17 protein-coding genes are annotated in these 18,305 nt (G+C 29.0%); 12 read left to right on the plus strand and 5 right to left on the minus strand.

Going from position 1 to position 18,305, the window contains the following annotated elements; translation table 11 throughout:
* The first annotated feature begins 23 nt into the window (after positions 1–23).
* From GYM73_RS03945 to GYM73_RS03975, 7 genes are all read left to right on the plus strand, one after another.
* Complete coding sequence (locus GYM73_RS03945) at positions 24–680, plus strand: HPP family protein (protein ID WP_220234210.1); 657 nt, start codon at positions 24–26, stop codon at positions 678–680.
* 15 nt (positions 681–695) lie between these two features.
* Positions 696–1,571 (plus strand): NAD kinase, encoded by an 876-nt coding sequence (locus GYM73_RS03950; protein WP_160556528.1) that lies wholly within the window; start codon positions 696–698, stop codon positions 1,569–1,571.
* Positions 1,572–1,870: 299 nt separating this feature from the next.
* The gene (locus tag GYM73_RS03955) at positions 1,871–2,845 is read left to right on the plus strand and encodes a ribonucleotide-diphosphate reductase subunit beta (RefSeq protein WP_160542246.1); all 975 of its coding nucleotides are present in this window, start codon (positions 1,871–1,873) and stop codon (positions 2,843–2,845) included.
* Positions 2,846–3,139, plus strand: a complete 294-nt coding sequence (locus GYM73_RS03960; RefSeq protein ID WP_160542245.1) for a hypothetical protein — start codon at positions 2,846–2,848, stop codon at positions 3,137–3,139.
* A gap of 8 nt (positions 3,140–3,147) precedes the next feature.
* Positions 3,148–4,797, plus strand: a complete 1,650-nt coding sequence (locus tag GYM73_RS03965) for a ribonucleoside-diphosphate reductase subunit alpha (RefSeq protein ID WP_105297435.1) — start codon at positions 3,148–3,150, stop codon at positions 4,795–4,797.
* Between the two features lie 146 nt (positions 4,798–4,943).
* Positions 4,944–5,555, plus strand: a complete 612-nt coding sequence (locus tag GYM73_RS03970) for a J domain-containing protein (RefSeq protein ID WP_160556530.1) — start codon at positions 4,944–4,946, stop codon at positions 5,553–5,555.
* 103 nt (positions 5,556–5,658) lie between these two features.
* Positions 5,659–6,234 carry a hypothetical protein gene (locus tag GYM73_RS03975; RefSeq protein WP_220234211.1) on the plus strand — a complete coding sequence of 192 codons (576 nt, stop codon included), beginning with the start codon at positions 5,659–5,661 and terminating at the stop codon, positions 6,232–6,234.
* 82 nt (positions 6,235–6,316) lie between these two features.
* Here GYM73_RS03975 and GYM73_RS03980 read toward each other — a convergent pair whose 3' ends face one another.
* Together GYM73_RS03980 and GYM73_RS03985 are read right to left on the minus strand one after the other, a co-directional pair.
* Complete coding sequence (locus GYM73_RS03980; protein WP_220234212.1) at positions 6,317–6,694, minus strand: copper resistance protein NlpE N-terminal domain-containing protein; 378 nt, start codon at positions 6,692–6,694, stop codon at positions 6,317–6,319.
* Positions 6,695–6,781: 87 nt separating this feature from the next.
* The gene (locus tag GYM73_RS03985) at positions 6,782–8,146 is read right to left on the minus strand and encodes a dihydrolipoamide acetyltransferase family protein (protein WP_220234213.1); all 1,365 of its coding nucleotides are present in this window, start codon (positions 8,144–8,146) and stop codon (positions 6,782–6,784) included.
* A 252-nt stretch (positions 8,147–8,398) separates the two neighbouring features.
* Here GYM73_RS03985 and GYM73_RS03990 point away from each other — a divergent pair, with 252 nt between their 5' ends.
* The gene (locus GYM73_RS03990; protein ID WP_220234214.1) at positions 8,399–10,201 is read left to right on the plus strand and encodes an LTA synthase family protein; all 1,803 of its coding nucleotides are present in this window, start codon (positions 8,399–8,401) and stop codon (positions 10,199–10,201) included.
* On the opposite strand, the gene GYM73_RS03995 is transcribed toward GYM73_RS03990, so the two are convergent.
* The gene (locus GYM73_RS03995; protein WP_220234215.1) at positions 10,190–10,981 is read right to left on the minus strand and encodes a DUF2797 domain-containing protein; all 792 of its coding nucleotides are present in this window, start codon (positions 10,979–10,981) and stop codon (positions 10,190–10,192) included. The two genes, GYM73_RS03990 and GYM73_RS03995, sit on opposite strands and share 12 nt — an antisense overlap.
* A gap of 306 nt (positions 10,982–11,287) precedes the next feature.
* Between GYM73_RS03995 and GYM73_RS04000 the strand changes: the two genes are divergently transcribed.
* Positions 11,288–11,878 carry an META domain-containing protein gene (locus GYM73_RS04000; protein WP_166003473.1) on the plus strand — a complete coding sequence of 197 codons (591 nt, stop codon included), beginning with the start codon at positions 11,288–11,290 and terminating at the stop codon, positions 11,876–11,878.
* Positions 11,879–11,967: 89 nt separating this feature from the next.
* Here the strand turns inward: GYM73_RS04000 and GYM73_RS04005 are convergent, their stop codons facing one another.
* Entirely contained in the window at positions 11,968–12,600 is a 633-nt protein-coding gene (locus GYM73_RS04005) for a VanW family protein (protein ID WP_220234216.1), read from the minus strand.
* 65 nt (positions 12,601–12,665) lie between these two features.
* On the opposite strand from GYM73_RS04005, the gene GYM73_RS04010 reads away from it, so the two are divergent.
* The 3 genes from GYM73_RS04010 to GYM73_RS04020 are packed head-to-tail and all read left to right on the plus strand — an operon-like array spanning position 12,666 to position 15,553.
* Complete coding sequence (locus GYM73_RS04010; protein ID WP_255571025.1) at positions 12,666–13,712, plus strand: hypothetical protein; 1,047 nt, start codon at positions 12,666–12,668, stop codon at positions 13,710–13,712.
* Positions 13,709–14,620 (plus strand): glycosyltransferase, encoded by a 912-nt coding sequence (locus GYM73_RS04015; protein ID WP_220234217.1) that lies wholly within the window; start codon positions 13,709–13,711, stop codon positions 14,618–14,620. Before GYM73_RS04010 ends, GYM73_RS04015 begins: the two co-directional genes overlap by 4 nt.
* A gap of 9 nt (positions 14,621–14,629) precedes the next feature.
* A complete protein-coding gene (locus tag GYM73_RS04020) occupies positions 14,630–15,553 on the plus strand; it encodes a glycosyltransferase family A protein (RefSeq protein WP_220234218.1) in 924 nt (307 codons plus the stop codon).
* Positions 15,554–15,648: 95 nt separating this feature from the next.
* On the opposite strand, the gene GYM73_RS04025 is transcribed toward GYM73_RS04020, so the two are convergent.
* A complete protein-coding gene (locus tag GYM73_RS04025) occupies positions 15,649–18,303 on the minus strand; it encodes a hypothetical protein (protein ID WP_220234219.1) in 2,655 nt (884 codons plus the stop codon).
* Positions 18,304–18,305 lie beyond the last annotated feature (2 nt).

Below are 18,305 nucleotides of genomic sequence, written 5' to 3' on the forward strand. Positions count from 1 at the left end.
AAATCTTATTATATCTTAGCATAATGATAATTACCAATTATATTTCAAATGATGTATTAACTCTTTATGAAAATGACAGCGTTGCAAGAGCAGAGCAATTGATGATTGATCTGGGAGTAAGCCATTATCCTGTTATAAGTAAAGGAAGAGTAAAAGGAAATATAGGTTTAAATATCATTAGAGATTTAGATAAATCAGAATCATTAAAAGATCATCTTTTAGATTTAGAACAGTTCTATTTACTTGATAGTGCTATACTTTTTGATTCCTTACGCGTTTTTAGCGAAAATGAAACTAATATAATCCCAATCTTATCTTACCAAGAAAAATTTTTAGGAATAGTATTAGAAGAAACAGTTATTGATGAATTGGCCTCCTTTCAGTTTACTACCGAATATGGAGTTTATATGATCATAACGACTCCTATAAAAAAATATTCTACCAGTGAAATAGCAAATATAGTAGAAAGCAATAATGGAAGGATATTAGGGATGTTATTAGTCAATACCGATGAAGACTCTACTCAAATAGTACTTAAGATTAGTGCAGAAAATATAAGTTCCATTGGAGATACTTTCGAGAGATTTGGATATCAAATTTCCAACAAATACTTTGAAGATTCCAAGCAAGAACTTTTAAAAGAGAGATTTGATCAATTGCAAAAATTTATGGAAGTATAAATTAATTATAATTCAATGATAGTAGGTGTATATGGAAAAGTAGTTCACAAAGAAGATTATGAACTTTATTCGGCTTTTTTTCAACAACTAGAAAAAAAAGGTATAACCATTTATGTATATGAATCCTACGTAAAGGAATTAGAAGAAATGTTAGGCTTAAAAAATCCCGGCTTTATTCCTTTCACCAAAAAGAAAGGGCTTCCTAAAGAAACCAAATTATTATTTACTTTTGGAGGAGACGGAACTATTTTGTCTACTGTTGCTTATATTAAAGGATCTAATATTCCGATTGTGGGAATCAATACAGGAAGATTAGGATTTTTAGCCACATTCCAGAAAAATGAATTTTTGAAGGAATTGCCCCATATTTTAGATGGTAATTGCACCATAAGTGAACGTTCCGTATTAGAAGTGAAAAGTAATTTTCATAAATTCTTGCCTTATGCCATAAATGAAGCAGCAGTAATGCGTAAGGATACAACCTCAATGATAACCATAGATGCCTATGTAGATAATATATTTCTGAATACCTTTTGGGCAGATGGTTTAATTATATCAACTCCTACCGGTTCAACGGGCTATTCATTAAGTTGTGGAGGTCCCATCATTTATCCTAAAGCCGATATAGTGGTTATCACTCCAATCTGTCCGCACAATTTAAATGTAAGACCATTAATTTTAAAAGATGATGTAGAAATACGGTTGAAAGTTCATAGTAGATCGGAAAAATATTCTTTATGTCTGGATTCACGGTATAATACGGTAGGAATAGACGATGAAATAATCATAAAAAAAGCACCATTTAAAATAAAAATAGTCAAGTATAATAATTATTCTTATTTTAAAAATCTTCGGGAAAAATTAAAATGGGGAACTGATTCGAGGAATTAAAAAACTTGTTTTTTCAATTCAAAATAAAATTCAGTGTTTATAACTTCTTAATATCTTTTGAAATTCTCTAGGGTCAAATATGTTAAATATTTTTAATTTTAAATACATAGTAAGTGCCTAAAACAAAAGAATTAATTAATTGAAAGAAAGTTAATTATAAAAATCATAAGATTATAAAATTTGAATATAAGAGTTTGTATATGTTAAAAATTATACACGAGACCGGCTCTTATAAAGAATTTTCTGTCTTTTAAAAATAAAGTAAAAATTATTAAAAAAAGAAAAATAAATTAAGGATTATGTCAATATTTGATAGAAGAATTAATTACAAGCCTTTTGAATACCCTGAAATTTTACAATTTACTGAGGCAATTAATCATGCCTATTGGGTACACTCAGAAGTAGATTTTACTGCCGATATACAGGATTTTCATTCGCATTTAGAAGACAGAGAGCGAAATTCAATCAAAAACAGTTTATTAGCAATTGCCCAAATTGAGGTCGCTGTTAAAAGTTTTTGGGGAAATATATATCAGCATTTTCCAAAGCCGGAGTTCAATGGATTAGGAAGTACTTTTGCGGAATGTGAATTTAGACATTCAGAAGCTTACTCCAGATTGTTGGAGGTTTTGGGATATAATAATGAATTCGAAAAGTTGTTGGAAATTCCCGTTATCAGGGAAAGAGTGGAATATTTAGATAATGCGTTAAAATATGCTAAATCCGATGATCGAAAAAAATACGTAGTATCACTTATTTTATTTACTATTCTTATTGAAAATGTTTCTTTATTCAGTCAATTTGCTATAATCTTATCATTTACAAGATTTAAAGGTCTGATGAAAAATGTTAGCAATATCATTGGTTGGACTTCGGTAGATGAGCAAATTCATGCCAATGCGGGAATCTATTTAGTTAATAAAATTAAAGAAGAATATCCCGACTTTTTTGATGAAGATACCATTAAGCACATTCAAGATACCGTTAAGAATTCAATCATCATTGAAGGTAAAATATTAGATTGGATATTTGAGAAAGGAGAAGTAAACTCAATTGAAAAAGAAAATCTCCTAAACTTCATGAAATTCAGGGTAGATGAAAGCTTACAACAAATAGGAATGGAACGGTTGTATCATGTTACACCAGAGCAATATAAACCTATGGCATGGTTTGAAGAGGAAGTATTTGCCAATAGTTTGGACGACTTTTTTGCGAAAAGACCTACCGAATATACCAAATATGATAAAAGTATAACTGAAAACGATTTATTTTAAATGGGAGATTTTTATTTAATTAAAGCCAATTTTATATATCTTGATTTTAATGCAACTATCGAAAGAGAAATTGCTACCAAATTAGAAGACAGAGATCGTCATATAGAAATATGGGAAGAGTTAGTAGAAATAATTTCAGGATATCTTCGAGCATTTTCTTTATCTGAAATATATGAAATGCCTTTTATTGATGAAGAAGGAAAAGATAACGGGTATTTTTTAAGAAGAATGGCAGTAAATAATGAAACCGGATTAAAAGGTAAATTAGAATTAATGGTTAAAAGATTAGATTAATATATATTATGAGCGAAAAACTTTGGTGGAAAAATTCGGAAAGTGAACAAATATTAAATAGGGGGTATCTTCTAAAGGGAGAGACGGTTGAAGGAGCAATTGATCGTATTACTTCCGCTGCAGCTCAACGATTATACAAACCTGAACTAAAAGAAGCTTTTCAGGAAATGATTGAAAGGGGCTGGATGAGTTTAAGCTCACCCATATGGGCAAATATGGGAACAGAAAGAGGATTGCCTATATCATGTTTCAATGTTCATATTCCTGACAGTATAGAAGGAATAACTCATAAATTAGGAGAAGTAATCATGCAGACCAAAATTGGCGGAGGTACTTCCGGTTATTTTGGAGCTTTAAGAGAAAGAGGATCAGCGGTTTCGGATAATGGCAAAAGTAGTGGAGCGGTAAGTTTCATGAAATTATTTGACACTGCCATGGATACCATATCTCAAGGGGGAGTGAGAAGAGGAGCTTTTGCTGCTTATTTGGATATTGATCATCCCGATATTGAAGAATTTTTATCCATCCGCGATATAGGAAATCCGATTCAAAATTTATTTTTCGGTATATGCGTTCCTGATTATTGGATGCAGGAAATGATTGACGGGGATATTGATAAAAGAAAAATTTGGGCTAAAGTTTTAGAAAGTCGTCAACAAAAAGGTTTACCTTATATATTCTTTACTGATAATATTAATAAAAATAAACCACAAGTATACAAAGATAAAGGAATGGTTATCCATGCTTCTAATCTTTGTTCAGAAATTATGCTTCCTTCCACAGAAGAAGAATCTTTTATATGTTGTCTTTCATCCATGAACTTGGAATTATATGATGAATGGAAAGACACGGAAGCAGTAAAATTAGCCGTATTCTTTTTGGATGCCGTTTTACAGGAATTTATTGTAAAAACAGAAGGTAATTATTACTTGTCACCCGCAAATAAATTTGCTAAAAAGCACAGAGCACTAGGCTTGGGAGTTTTAGGATGGCATTCTTATTTGCAAAAAAACATGATTCCTTTTGAAGGAATGGTTGCTAAACAAAAGACCGTTGAGATTTTTAAATATTTGCAGGATAAGTCCAATAAAGCAACTGAAGATTTAGCCAGAATTTACGGAGAACCAGAATTATTAAAAGGTTACGGAAGAAGAAATTCTACTTTATTGGCTATTGCGCCAACCACTTCATCTTCTGCGATCTTAGGTCAAACATCGCCGGGGATAGAGCCGTTCAGTTCCAATTATTACAAAGCGGGTCTTTCCAAAGGTAATTTCATGCGTAAAAATAAGTATTTGGATATGCTTCTTACGGAGAAAAATATTAATAATGAAGACACTTGGAGAAGTATTATGCTAAATGGTGGAAGTGTACAACATTTAAAAGATTTATCGTATGAAGAAAAACAAGTTTTCAAAACTTTTAAAGAAATCAGCCAATTGGAAATTGTTCAACAGGCCTCTATAAGACAAAAATATGTGGACCAATCCCAATCTTTAAATTTAAATATACCTGCTGAACTTCCGGTAAAAGAGGTAAACCGATTATTAATAGAAGCTTGGAAATTAGGTATTAAAACTCTTTATTATCAAAGAAGTCAAAGTGTGGCTAAAGAGTTGGTGGTTAATTTGGTTAATTGCAGCAGCTGTGAATCGTAGTAATTATAACTATCTTATATCCTATAAAAAGACTATTTTTAAATAGTCTTTTTTCGTTTAAATGTTTATCAATCGGTGTAAATGTATTTTAAATAGCTTATATTTGTACCGAATGTTCTTTTTAATACTGATTGTAGCCTAAAATAATGAAAGATTTTTATACTATATTAGAAGTCGATCCGACTGCATCGCGTAAGGAAATTAAAAAATCTTATAGAAGATTAGCTCTTAAATATCATCCTGACAGGAATTTAAATAATAAAGATAATGAAAAGCTTTTTATAGATATTAACGAAGCATATCATATTTTATCTAATGAAGAATTTCGTAAAAATTATGACGTAAGGTACAGAAAAAAAATATCTTCTTATTCTCAACCCATTACACCTTATATTTTTTTAAAAAAGTTTCAGGATATTCGTAAATTCATTTATGATAGAGGCATTAATAAAATAAGTAAAAATGCGTTATATTCAGGGTTGGAAAAATTATTGTCTGATGAAAATATCAACTTCTTACTTTTAAAAAGTGATAAAGAAGTTCGTAAGCAAATTATAATTGAAAATTTAAAATGTATAAAGTTTTTACCATCTTTAGATAAAGAAAAAATCATAATCAAGCTTTTAAAATTAGCCGATAATGATCATAGTCTTGTAGCTCTTATTAGTTTCACTACTAATCAGACGGAAAACAAGTATTTTTTTACCTCTATTTTTTCAAAGTTTACTTATAAAATAAAACAAATGTTTGTTCCATAAATTAATGGATTCAAACAATAGGCTAAAACAGACGTTACCGTTTGAAATTGTAATCTTAAAGCCAAAAAAATTAGATATATTGTAAGATACTAAAATAATTATAATGAAAAAAATTGTATTCGTTTTCACTCTACTAATGATTTTAAACAGCGGAGAGCTGTTTTCACAAAATAAAACCAATAGAATAACAACTACTAAATTAAAAAAGAAAAGCCTTATTTTAGGTCCCAAATCTGCGGCTAAAATTAAAGAATTATTTTTTACTGCTAAAGGATTTAAATTACCGCAAAAAATAGAGGCAATAAATACTATAGCTACTTATACGGGTGCAGAACCCATCGAAGGTTCAGGAAACATTTATACTTGGGATTTCACGAATGGTTTTCAAATTAGTGCAATATCAGAGGGTGGCGGGCGATTAGGAAGTAATGATAAAATTTCATTGGTTAGTTTCAATTATGGAGGAATCAATTCAGTGGAATTATCAAATTCAATTGTCTTACATCAATCTTCTCTAAGTTCCATTGAAAAAATATATGCTAAGCGTTTAATAAAATTTAAAAACACGAAACAACCTACGTATAAAGTAGTGTCAGATAAAATTTATACTACTTTTTACTTTAATGAAAAAAATATTTTAATAAGTTTATCTATCTCTAATTATGATTTAGAATTTTAAATATTTATTTCAAAAAATCGACAAAATTTATTGAGAATGAAATAATCAAGTAATATTAAACTTACTTGATTATTTATATAGATTATTGTTTAATTAAATATTCTTCGGTATCGTATTGACCTGTATTGTCAAGATAGTACAGTTTTTTTTCAAAAGCTTTAAATTTAAAACCAAACTTATCTAAAGCTATCGTTGAATTTTTTCTATCCCAATTGAAATTACCTTGTTCATAAATAATTGATCCTTTAGAATCTTCGTCAGTAAAAAGTTGAATTTTTAACTTATACGTATTACTTTGATCTAAAGTCAGAACCACAAATTCGCAATCATCACATGAAATACTTCCTTGATAAGTACCGATAAATTTCTTAGGTAAAGTATCCCTAATTGAAGAAGATACAGATAAAGAATCAGTTTGGGTAGAAGATTTTATTGTTTGTTTCTTATCGCAACTGCTCAAAAGGCAACTAAATATAATTAGCAGTATATAATATTGTATTGAATGAATGTTCACAAGCTACAATTAATTTTTTAAATATTTTTCACTTTAAAATTTTGTATTAGGATCAAATTTTTCTAAATAATCAGAAACCTTTTTAGCAAAAGCACCTCCTAAAGCTCCATCTATGACCCTGTGATCATAGGTATGTGAGATAATCATCATATGGCGTATACCTATCATGTCTCCTTGTGGAGTTTCAATAACTGCCGGTTTTTTAACAATCGATCCAACAGCCATAATAGCAACTTGAGGTTGGTTGATGATCGGCGTTCCTGCAAGGTTTCCAAAACTTCCAATATTACTCAAAGTATACGTTCCACAATTGGTATCTTCCGGTTTTAGCTGATTATTTCTTGCACGATTTGCTAAATCATTTATTGATCTTGCAAGCCCGGATAAACTTAATTGATCTGCATTTTTTATAACTGGAACAATTAAATTGCCATTAGGAACAGCAGTTGCTATACCTATATTAATATTTTTCCTTTTTATAATTCTATCCCCATCTACGGAGATATTAATCATAGGAAAATCTTTTATTGCTTTAACAATTGCCTGAATAAACATAGGCATAAAAGTGAGCTTTACTCCTTCATTTTTGAAGAAAGAATCTTTATTTTTATTTCTCCAAAGTACTATATTGGTAACATCTGCTTCAACAAATGAAGTAACATGAGCCGAAATTTGTCTGCTTTGCAGCATATTTTTAGAAATAAGCTTACGCATTCGATCCATTTCTATGATTTCATCACCATCCGATATGGAAGGAGAAGAATTTAATATAGAGGTATCAGATGTATTTTCTGATACTTTAGGGCTATTATGAACCGGTTCCAGTATAGGTGATACTTTTATGGTAGCGGAAAGATTTCTACTTTTTAAATAGGAAAGAATATCTTCTTTTGTAATTCTACCGTTTAATCCAGTACCTTGTAATAAATCTAATTCCGATTGAGAAATATTTTCTTTTTTACAAATAGATCTAATTAAGGGTGAATAATACGTACTTTTAGAAGCATTACTGTTATGTAGTTCAGAATTAGAAACCAAAGGTTTTTCTAATTCAGCTGTTATATTAGGTACATTTATAGATGTATTGATTGTTAAAGTATCATCCTGATTTAAAGATATTTCGGTTTTAGAAACAGCAGATGATTTTTCATCAGTATCTTCAATTTCTAATATAGCAAAAGCTTCTCCAATTTTGCAAATATCATTTACTTCTTTGAGCTTTTTTAGTAGTTTTCCCGAAATGGAGGAAGGGACATCTGAATCGACCTTATCTGTCGCAATTTCAACAATAGTTTCATCCTCTTCTACATAATCTCCTTCATTCTTAACCCATCCGGTAATTGTAGCTTCCATTATACCTTCTCCCATAGGAGGTAATATAAGTTTATATTCAGCCATAGTTAATAATTAGAAAGACAAAACTAGGAAAAAAATATGGAATGAGATTAAATTTTTTATGTTATACTCAGAATCAGTATCAAATTATTAAAAAAAGACAAATTTTATTGATTAAATTGATGAAAAATTATATAATTTTGTATTACTAACTATTCACTTGCTATTATGAATTATAAATTAAGCATAAAACAGTTATTGCTTAGAATCTTGCTCTTAATTTTTTGTTACCAACTCTGTAGAGCAATTTTCTATGTGTTCAATTTTCATTTTTTCAAAAACATAGGATTATCGGAGTTTTTAGGAGGTTTACGATTTGATTTGGCAGCAATTTTTTTAAGTAATATACTCATAATTATATTAAGTACGATTCCGGGCAACTTCAAGTATAATCGTACCTTTCAAAAAAGTTTAAAAATATTATTTTTTTTAATCAATGCTTTTTTTATAGGAGTCAATTTCATTGATATAAAATATTATATATATACTAATAAAAGAAGTACCTATGCATTGATTACCGCTTCCGGTATGGAAGGAGATATACTCAGACTAATTCCTGTATTCTTAGCTCAATATTGGTATATGTTTTTAGGATATTTAGTGGCTATGTTTTATTTTTGGAAATTTATTCCTGAAACATCATACAGACAAGAAAAAGAAAACGGATGGAAAGGGATCTTCGTGAGCTCATTAGTTTTTTTATTATTTGTCGGCTTAATTATATTATTGGGAAGAGGAGGAATCCAAAGAGCTCCAATTAAAACGGTTGATGCTATAAATTATACCGATTATCCCCAAAATACCGCAGTGGTATTAAACACAACTTTTACAATTTTTAAAACTATAAATAAAAAAGATAATTTAAAAAAGAAGAATTATTTTACCCCTCAACAATTAAAAACTACTTATCAACCAATAATAGATATCAATTCGGATGGAATTTTTAATAAAAAGAATTTAGTAATTATTATTTTGGAAAGTTTTGGAAAAGAAAATATTTACCAACAATTTGAAGGTAGGAAATTAACACCGTTTTTAGATTCTTTACTTACAGAGGGCAGGTATTATACCAATGCTTTTGCTAATGGATTAAAATCAATTGATGCAGTACCATCAGTAATTACATCAATACCTTGTCTTATGGAAGTTTCTTATATATCTTCACCTTATTCCTTTAATCATATCGATGGATTTAATGCTGTTTTAAAAAAAGAAGGATATAATACATCATTTTTTCACGGCGCATTTAATGGAAGTCAAAATTTCAATGAATTTGCCCGTATTTCCGGTTATGATAATTATTTTGGTAAAAATGAATATACGGAAAAAGGGGGATATGATGGAGTGTGGGGGATTTTTGATGAAGAATTTTTACAGTTTACACTAAAAAAATTTAATACTTTTAAACAACCTTTCTTTTCAACTATTTTTACCGTTTCTTCACATTCTCCTTATACCATTCCAGAACAATATAAAAATAAATTTCCTAAAGGAAACAGAGATATTCACGAGAGTATTGCTTATTCCGATTTTGCTTTAAGAAAATTTTTTGAAAATGCCAAAAAACAAGAATGGTATACTAATACGGTCTTTGTTTTAACTCCCGATCATACAAGTAGAGGAGGGGCAAAACCTGAATATTTTTTAACAGAAATTGGTAATTATTCAATACCTATATTATTATTTGATCCTTCTAATTCTAAATTAAAGGAAACAGAAAATAAATTAATGGGTCAAATTGATATTTACCCTGAAGTTTTGAATTATCTGGGTTATAAAGGACAAATTTTTTCTTTTGGCAATCCCGTTGAAAGTAAAGATCGAGTGGTTGCCAATTTTAATGAGGGTATTTATAGATTTTTAATCAATCAGTATTATGTTACTTTTGACGGTAAAAAGATTTTACGTGTATATGATTATACAACAGACAGTTTATTACAACATTCAATTTCAAATTATCCTAAAGAAAAACTTGAATTAAAAATAAAATCGTATATTCAACAATATAATAACAGGTTGATAGATAATGAATTATCTTTAGTAAAATCAAAGGATTAAGTCGATTACGAATCCCTCATGATTTCTAACATTAAACACCATATTATTATCAAAAAGCAAATATTGACCTTTAACACCTTTTAGAATTCCTTCAAATTCAAAAACCTTTTTAAGGTTTACCGAATTTACTTTATGTGGGTATGCGATTACTGGATATTGAAAGTTAAAAATTTCGTTATCCTCTAAAATATAATTTTCTAATTGTTCGGGTATAAATGTTTTAAGCTCATTTTTCACAATTGATAAATCTATATAGGGAACTGATTCTCTCAACATTTTCCTATAATTGGTTTTATCTGAAACGTGCTTTTTAAGAATGGATTCAATGACTCCTGCTTCATATCTATTTTCAGTTTCTGCTAATTTTATGGCATACTCGGCCCCTTGATCGATCCAACGATAAGGTAATTGTGATTTTCTTGTGACACCAACCTTAATTCCACCGGAGTTTGCTAAATAAACTATGTGAGGCTGGAGTTGAGCTTGAGATTCAACACTTAAATCTCTGTCTTCCATGCCTAAATGGGCTTTAGATAATTCAGGTCTTAGGATCCAATCTCCTGCATAGGGAGAAGTAAAATAGCAATCCTTACAATATCCCATGGCAAATATTTCCTTATCCAAACCACATCCCAGACATTTATAATGATCAAATCGTATTTTGATTTTTTTATCTAATAGTTGATTTATAATAAGTATTTCATCATTAAAATTTAGATAATACTGAATAGGAGAATTATATTCGGTTATCATTTTGGTTAGTTGTCCGGTTAGATGCATAGAGAATAATTTATTTACTTTTAGTCTGTATTATTGTCTTGAATATTACAAATATATAAATATGATAGTATTCAATCCTTACTCATTCATAGTACTTTCAAATAAAAATTTTTGACCCATATAAAGCTTAAGTTATTTTGTGTCAATTAATTCAACAAAATAAAATTAATTTTGAAACTTAAATCTTATTTTTGTTTGAAAAAAAAATATAAAAAAAATAGTTGTTATTGCAGGTTTTTTATATCTTTACCTAATATTTATTATGCTCAAAAAGTTAATTAATCGTACAATACATTCTTAAATATTATGAAAAAAAGTTTATTAGATTTTCATTTAATTTTCTTAGGGTTATTTCCATTATTTTTAATCACTAGCTGTGGAACATCAAAAAAAGCATTGAAAGATTATAACGAAGTTCAAATAAATCAACCGATTGATGAAGTTACTATAAGTACCGATACAATCGATGACGCAGATAATGTAATTACTATAAAAGTAGAGGATCAAGGAACTAATACAACTAAAAAACCTAAGGGCAAACTAGATAAAATAATGGTTTATCTAGGTGATGAGAATGTAGTGAAATGGAGATTAGTTAGATTGAATTCTCAAAATGCTTCTGATTTATACGAAAATTTACCCTTAATGAGATTTGATGAACCTTGGAAACAAATTTACGGAACAACAGGTTGTAACAAATTTACTGCCTACTATACTTGGGAGAATACTATCTTTAATTTATCAAGATTATCTTCAACTGAATTGCCTTGTGATTTTGATGAATCTCAATTTTTAAATGCTATGCAAAGTATTGATGAAATTAGAGAAGGAGATTCAATTTTATCATTTTATAATAATGGACAAGAAATTTTAGTTTTTGAAAGATTCAATTCATGATTTCATAGATAAAAAGTTTTTAAATTTAAACAGTTAATAAAAATTTTTATAAAACGTAGCTTCATGTTAGAATACATGAAGCTATATTTTTATAGTTTCTTTTTATAAAAGGAAACTTCTGTAGTTCTACGGTTTATTCGAGTTAAAACTTCCTTGAAATTTTTAAAATCTCTATTGGTAAAAACTACTTCGTTACGTATTATTTTTTCTGAACTTAAAATAGATCCATTCAAAATTTGATTTTTAAATTGAAAATTAAATTTTATAGGAAAAGCATAACCGTTTTTAATTTTTAAATCTCTGGATTTATATAACACTAATGCTTCCGCACCTAACGGATATATTCTTTGATCTTCAGTGAAATGATCTACCGTTGAAGGATGTCTCTCAAGTATTGCTAATCCACTTATTAGTGCCAGATGGTAAATAATACTGCTGTATATTTCATATAAGAATGTTGAATCAGAATTGTGTAACATATGAACGGGATCACCTAAAACTTTCCAAAAAGAAAATACCTGATTGGGTTTAATTACTACATTAGAAAGTGAATTTTGTATCCATAGCATCTGATTAGCTAATCGTTCTAAAGAAACAAAAGGATGGTCCATAATCCTATATGATAAGAGAATTTCATGAGGATAATTTGCTTCATCTTTTTCTACATGTTTAGCATAATTAGTAAATGTAAAGTAGTTTTTTAAACATTTAACTATGTTCATTGTAAAGAAATTAGTAACGTAAATTTAATAAAAAAACATCTGTGGAATTCTATAGAATGTAAGAATTGATTACATTTGCAGAGCTAGAAGACATTATGATAATAACTTATCCATCAAGAATATATATAATTTGTCCTGCAAATATCTCAACCGGTGGACCCGAAGCATTACATCAATTAAGTCATAAATTACGAACTGTTTTTAAATTAGATGCTAAAATGTATTATATACATAAAAAATCTAATGTAAATCCAAAACCGCAAGTTTATAATATCTACGATACATCAGAGATTGAGACTATTGATGATCATCCCAATAATGTTATTATCATTCCGGAATCCCTTACCAATTATATTTTCAAGTTTAAAAAAAGTAAGAAGATCGTTTGGTGGTTAAGTGTTGATTTCTATTCAATTTGTATGAAGAATCGACACAGAGGATTAAAATTTTATATTTCAAAATATTTTAAAGGTCAGCAAGAAGACCAAGAGTACCATTTTGAAAATCTTCCTGATGTGTTTCATTGGGCGCAATCTTACCGATCCTATATATATTTAATCGAAAATCATATACCTGAAAATAAGATATCTTTTGTGTGTGATTATATAAATCCTCTTTTTTTAGCAAAAAGTAATCAAATTAAAAATTTAGTTAATAAAGAAAATATAATAATCTATAATCCTAAAAAAAATAATAAAGATTTAAAATCCATACTAAAGAAAAGCTCGAAGTATACATGGATACCTATAAAGAACATGACACCGGATCAAGTGGTTGAAACCATGAAAAAAGCAAAACTATATATAGATTTTGGATACAATCCCGGAAGAGACAAAATGTTAAGAGAATCATCAGTAATGAAATGTATAATTATTTCAGGTATGGGTGGTTCTTCAAAATATCAACAAGATTTGAATATTCCAATGGGATATAAGTTTAAATATGCAAAAAATGAGCTTTCAAAAATTATTGATAAAATAGAATATTCTATGACAAATTATAATCATGCCATTTTGGATTTTAATGAGTACAGAAACGAAGTTCTAAATGAAGAATTAGAATTTGAAAATCAATTACAATTATTTTTTAATAAAAATCCGGCTAATAAATGATATCAGTAATAATTCCCGTCTATAATGTAGAAAAATATTTAAGTAGATGTTTAGATTCTGTAATAAATCAAACTTATTCAAATTTGGAAATACTTCTGGTTAATGATGGATCTACTGATTCTAGCGGATTTATTTGCGATGAATATGCAAAAAAAGATTCCAGGATTGTTGTTATTCATCAGGAAAATAAAGGAACATCAATTGCCAGGAATAGAGGGTTAGAGAGAGCAAAAGGTGAGTTCATTGGATTTGTAGACCCTGATGATGTTATATCTGTACATTTCTATGAAATTCTATATAATACATTGATTAAGACGAATAGTGATCTCATTTTATGTAATTTTCAAAATTTTACCCATTTCAATGAAATAAAGGAGGATAACCGTTCTTTATATAATAGCAATGAATACAATGGATATAATTTTATTAAAAATTTTACTTACAAGAAAGATACCGTTCGTTATGTAGTTATTTGGAATAAACTTTACAAACGATATTTATGGGATGAATTGAGATTTCCTGAAAATGTAAAAATATGTGAAGATGAATATGTTTGGTATAAAACTATGTTTAAAGCCCATAAAATATGTGAATTGGATCAAATTCTTTATTTTTATTTTAAAAGGGCAAATAGTATTACCAATAAAGTTTATGAAGAATTTTCATATAAGAAAGAAATCGCTTTTATCGAAGCATTGAAAGATCGAATAGACTTTTGTAAGAAAAACAAATTAAATCAATTACTAAAAAGAACAGAAGAATATAGAAATAAATTACTAAGGAAAATATACCTTACAACACCTACAAATAAAATCCCGGAATATATAAGCGTTGAACTTTTCAATAATATAAAAAACATTCCTTACTCCAAGCGATTAAAAATTTATTTAAAAAAATCTTTTAAATAAAGTTCCTATATGTATACCTATTCTATAGTTATTCCACATAAAAATACACCAAAATTATTGCAAAGATGTCTAAATTCAATTCCTTATAGAGATGATATACAAATTATAATTATAGATGACGACAGTGATTCTTCATATGTAGATTTTAAAAAGTTTCCCGGATACAATAGAAAAAATGTCGAAATATATTTTACCAAAGAGGGTAAAGGAGTTGGGTACGCACGTAATATAGGATTACAAAAAGCTAAAGGAAAATGGCTATTATTTGCAGATTCCGATGATTTTTTTAATCCAAATTTTTTAAATGCACTAGATAAATATAAAGATAGTACTGAAGAAATAATTTATTATTTGGCTTCCAGTGTAGAAAGTAATACGTTACAGAAATCTACTAGACATTTATATTTACTCAAAACAAGAAAAAAATATTACAAAAAGTTTAGATATAATAAAATAAAAGCAAAAGATCAATTAATATATAAAAATTGGGAAGTATGGGCTAAAATGTTTAACAGAAATTTTATCGAAAAAAATAACTTAATTTTTGATGAAGAAAGAATAGGGGAAGAGGCTTTGTTTGTTATCAAAGCAGGTGAGTTATCTAAAAACTATTCCGTTGATGATTTTCCTCTATATTGTATTACCTATAGAAAGGATAGTTTATGCTTTAGTCTTGATAACGAAAATGATTTTGACGAACGTTTCATGGCTAAAACTAGGATAAATACTTATTTAAAGAAAGTTAAAAAAGATAAATTCACCATTGATCTAGATAAAGATTTATTAGAGTCCTATAACTACGGGGGAGCAACCAAAATGAAAGAAATAATGAAAATTATTAAAAATAATGGTAATAAAATACGCTTAAAAACTTATATCAAATATTATATAAGGACAGTTTATAATCCGAAAATTAAAATGTACCTTTTTTAATAATTAAATTGTGTATAAAATTACACACATAAATATATAAACTAAAAAAGCCTCTTAAATGAGGCTTTTTTATTAAAAATTAGAATATTAAATTATTATAAAACAGAAAATTCAGTGGAAAATTTATCGTAATCTATTTTTTCGTCTTGGATAAAATCTATTTTGCCCATTTTCTCATCCAAAGATAAGACGCTGACTTGAACTTTCATGTCTGCATCTTCAGATTTAAGAAAAAGAGAAAATTGTTGGTTTACTTCATTAGTATCCAAGAGAAGTCCTATAAATTTTTTAGTATTATCAGTGGAAAATCCATCTCCTTTATCATTGTCGGCATATGCAATATGTAAATAATGCGTTTTACCTTCGAATTCACCGCAAGATATAGTTATTACATCATCATTGACCGCAAGAAGATCTGTAACTGAGCTCCATGTATATAATTTAGGGTTTTCATTAGTTTCAGAAATACGATCGACATATATACCTACAAAATTTTTACCTTCAGGCGTATTAGAGAATCCATTTCCGTTACTTTCATCAGCATAAGCAACATGAACATATTTATCATCAATACAGATAACAGAATTGCCGGGCAAACCTTTGATTGGGAAAGTCACGCCATTTGTACCATTATCTTGGCTTATAGGTTGAAAAATATAATCATCTGTTTTTCCAAATTCTTTTTTATAATAAAGCTTATAGTTGACATTATCCGTTTTGTTTTCTTGAAGACCTTTAACTATCCTGGAATTATTTATCACACTTGAACGTATATATGCCGTTGAAATGCTATTTTTCAAATTAGCATCAATCCCATCTAATAATAGATTTAAAAATGCCTGACCGTTGAATTGATTAAAAGAAAAAGAACATATCTTCGAAAACTCAGAATCATTAATTTCATATTCATGTGAATAAGTAGCCTTAACTATATCAACATATTTTGTGACTCCCACAGTACCTTCATCGTCAGAAACAAGCATAAGGCTTGGTTTAAAATCTCGGTTTAAATCCGCATGAGGCGTATACTCATAATTAAGTCTGTGTTTCCCGTTTATTTTAAACCATTTCTCTTTAAAATCTCCGTAAACTAAAGGATCACTTTTAGGATCTTCCGGTCTTTTGGCATCGATCACCAATTTATTAGTTAATTCAAACCTCATCGGCAAGTTGGCATATGCACCAATTACAACACTGGTATTACCATATACCTGATTGTAACCTTTGGTTATACCGGAACCCAAATAGGTGTTATATTCACCGTAATTTAAGAAATCATATCCGCATTGGTGTCCGATAAATGTATTTTCGCGACCATATAGAGTTTTATATGAAGCATATTTACCAATAGAAATATTACCTCCCGAGGTCATGGGTTTACTATCTGTAGATGATTTATAATCCACTCCTTTATATTTTCCCAATGCAAGATGACCAATAGCAGTATCATCTGTCAATTGTTGAGCGTTGTAAGCCGCTGCTTGTCCAATCAGAACATTGCTGACAGATTTTTTAGCATTCGCACCGGTTAATGCGCCCATAAACGTATCGAAGTTACAAGATTCTAAATTTTGTCCGGCACCGTGTCCTGCAAATAAAGAGTTGGCGCCGTTTCTTAATTTTGTTGCGGAGTTATGGCCAATGCTGGTGATCCAATCGGATTCTGAACCCATACCGTCAAACTCCTTCAAAGCATGGTTTCCGATTGCTAACATATCGGGACAGGTAACATTTTTCGATAATGCTTGACTTCCGATAGCCAGGTTGTTACGCGTAGATTCGTTTTTGCTCTTTAATGCATCTGTACCAAATTTAATATTACCATTGCTATCAGCTCCCAGAGAAGCAGAATTTATAAGTAAATCTTTAGTGGTTGAATTGCCCTTTTCAGTAATTTGTTGTAACGTATCGGTATGATTGATTTTATCTTTAACAACCTCGTCAAACATGGATTCGTTTATACCCCCTTTTTTTATTGAGATCTGATTTTCATTATCTATTTCAATCCCCCCGTTTTCAGTCGCTTTGTAAATGTCCTGCAAATCAGAGATATTTGCAGTAAAAGTTTTTCCGCTTTCAAGAATAAACTTAATTTCTTTATGATAAGGATCATAGGTTATTTCCGATAAAAAATTATCTTTTATAATCAGTTCATGGGATTCACCATTTTGGTATTGAACCAATAATTTGTTGGTCAGATCATTATATTTGATATCGATAACCGCATCCTTAACACACGTATTAATAATTTCTTGAATCTTATCTATGGAATACGTTTTATCGGAAGCAGAAGATGTATTATCATCGATCAATCTGTACACATAATTGGATAAATTTTGCAAACCCTTTTTATCCGCTTTATAATCTAATTGTTCCAATAAAATTCCAAGAGAAGAGGACTCCGCTTTGGTGGAGAGTTTTTGATCAAAAGTTTCAACAATTTGTTGAATTTTATTTATAGAATAGGTCTTATCCGAACCATGGTTAAGACTGTCATCAATGATTTCCTTAATGGATTTTTTTAAAGAATCCGTAACATCTTTATCTACTTTACCTTCCAGTTGATTTATCAGGATGTTGACTAAGGAAGTATCAGATTTATTAGCTAGTATATTATTTATATTTTCAATGATCTCAATCGGTAATTTTTCATCCTTATGCCAATAGCTGTCCATCCACTCCGAGAATTGAGACTCGTCGGGTTTTTTGCCATTTTTAAACCACTGTTTTAAGGTATCTTTTGTTGTCATTT

The organism is Apibacter sp. ESL0432 (assembly GCF_019469225.1).
Taxonomy (GTDB): domain Bacteria; phylum Bacteroidota; class Bacteroidia; order Flavobacteriales; family Weeksellaceae; genus Apibacter.

What these genes read in the sequence shown, in the direction of transcription:
- GYM73_RS03975 (WP_220234211.1), top strand. Translation starts at nt 5,659, where the DNA reads ATGAAAAAAATTGTATTCGTTTTCACTCTACTAATGATTTTAAACAGC.
- GYM73_RS03985 (WP_220234213.1), bottom strand. Translation starts at nt 8,146, where the DNA reads ATGGCTGAATATAAACTTATATTACCTCCTATGGGAGAAGGTATAATG.
- GYM73_RS04005 (WP_220234216.1), bottom strand. Translation starts at nt 12,600, where the DNA reads ATGAACATAGTTAAATGTTTAAAAAACTACTTTACATTTACTAATTAT.
- GYM73_RS03960 (WP_160542245.1), top strand. Translation starts at nt 2,846, where the DNA reads ATGGGAGATTTTTATTTAATTAAAGCCAATTTTATATATCTTGATTTT.
- GYM73_RS04020 (WP_220234218.1), top strand. Translation starts at nt 14,630, where the DNA reads ATGTATACCTATTCTATAGTTATTCCACATAAAAATACACCAAAATTA.
- GYM73_RS04025 (WP_220234219.1), bottom strand. Translation starts at nt 18,303, where the DNA reads ATGACAACAAAAGATACCTTAAAACAGTGGTTTAAAAATGGCAAAAAA.
- GYM73_RS03950 (WP_160556528.1), top strand. Translation starts at nt 696, where the DNA reads ATGATAGTAGGTGTATATGGAAAAGTAGTTCACAAAGAAGATTATGAA.
- GYM73_RS03970 (WP_160556530.1), top strand. Translation starts at nt 4,944, where the DNA reads ATGAAAGATTTTTATACTATATTAGAAGTCGATCCGACTGCATCGCGT.
- GYM73_RS03945 (WP_220234210.1), top strand. Translation starts at nt 24, where the DNA reads ATGATAATTACCAATTATATTTCAAATGATGTATTAACTCTTTATGAA.
- GYM73_RS03995 (WP_220234215.1), bottom strand. Translation starts at nt 10,981, where the DNA reads ATGCATCTAACCGGACAACTAACCAAAATGATAACCGAATATAATTCT.
- GYM73_RS03955 (WP_160542246.1), top strand. Translation starts at nt 1,871, where the DNA reads ATGTCAATATTTGATAGAAGAATTAATTACAAGCCTTTTGAATACCCT.
- GYM73_RS04015 (WP_220234217.1), top strand. Translation starts at nt 13,709, where the DNA reads ATGATATCAGTAATAATTCCCGTCTATAATGTAGAAAAATATTTAAGT.
- GYM73_RS03965 (WP_105297435.1), top strand. Translation starts at nt 3,148, where the DNA reads ATGAGCGAAAAACTTTGGTGGAAAAATTCGGAAAGTGAACAAATATTA.
- GYM73_RS04000 (WP_166003473.1), top strand. Translation starts at nt 11,288, where the DNA reads ATGAAAAAAAGTTTATTAGATTTTCATTTAATTTTCTTAGGGTTATTT.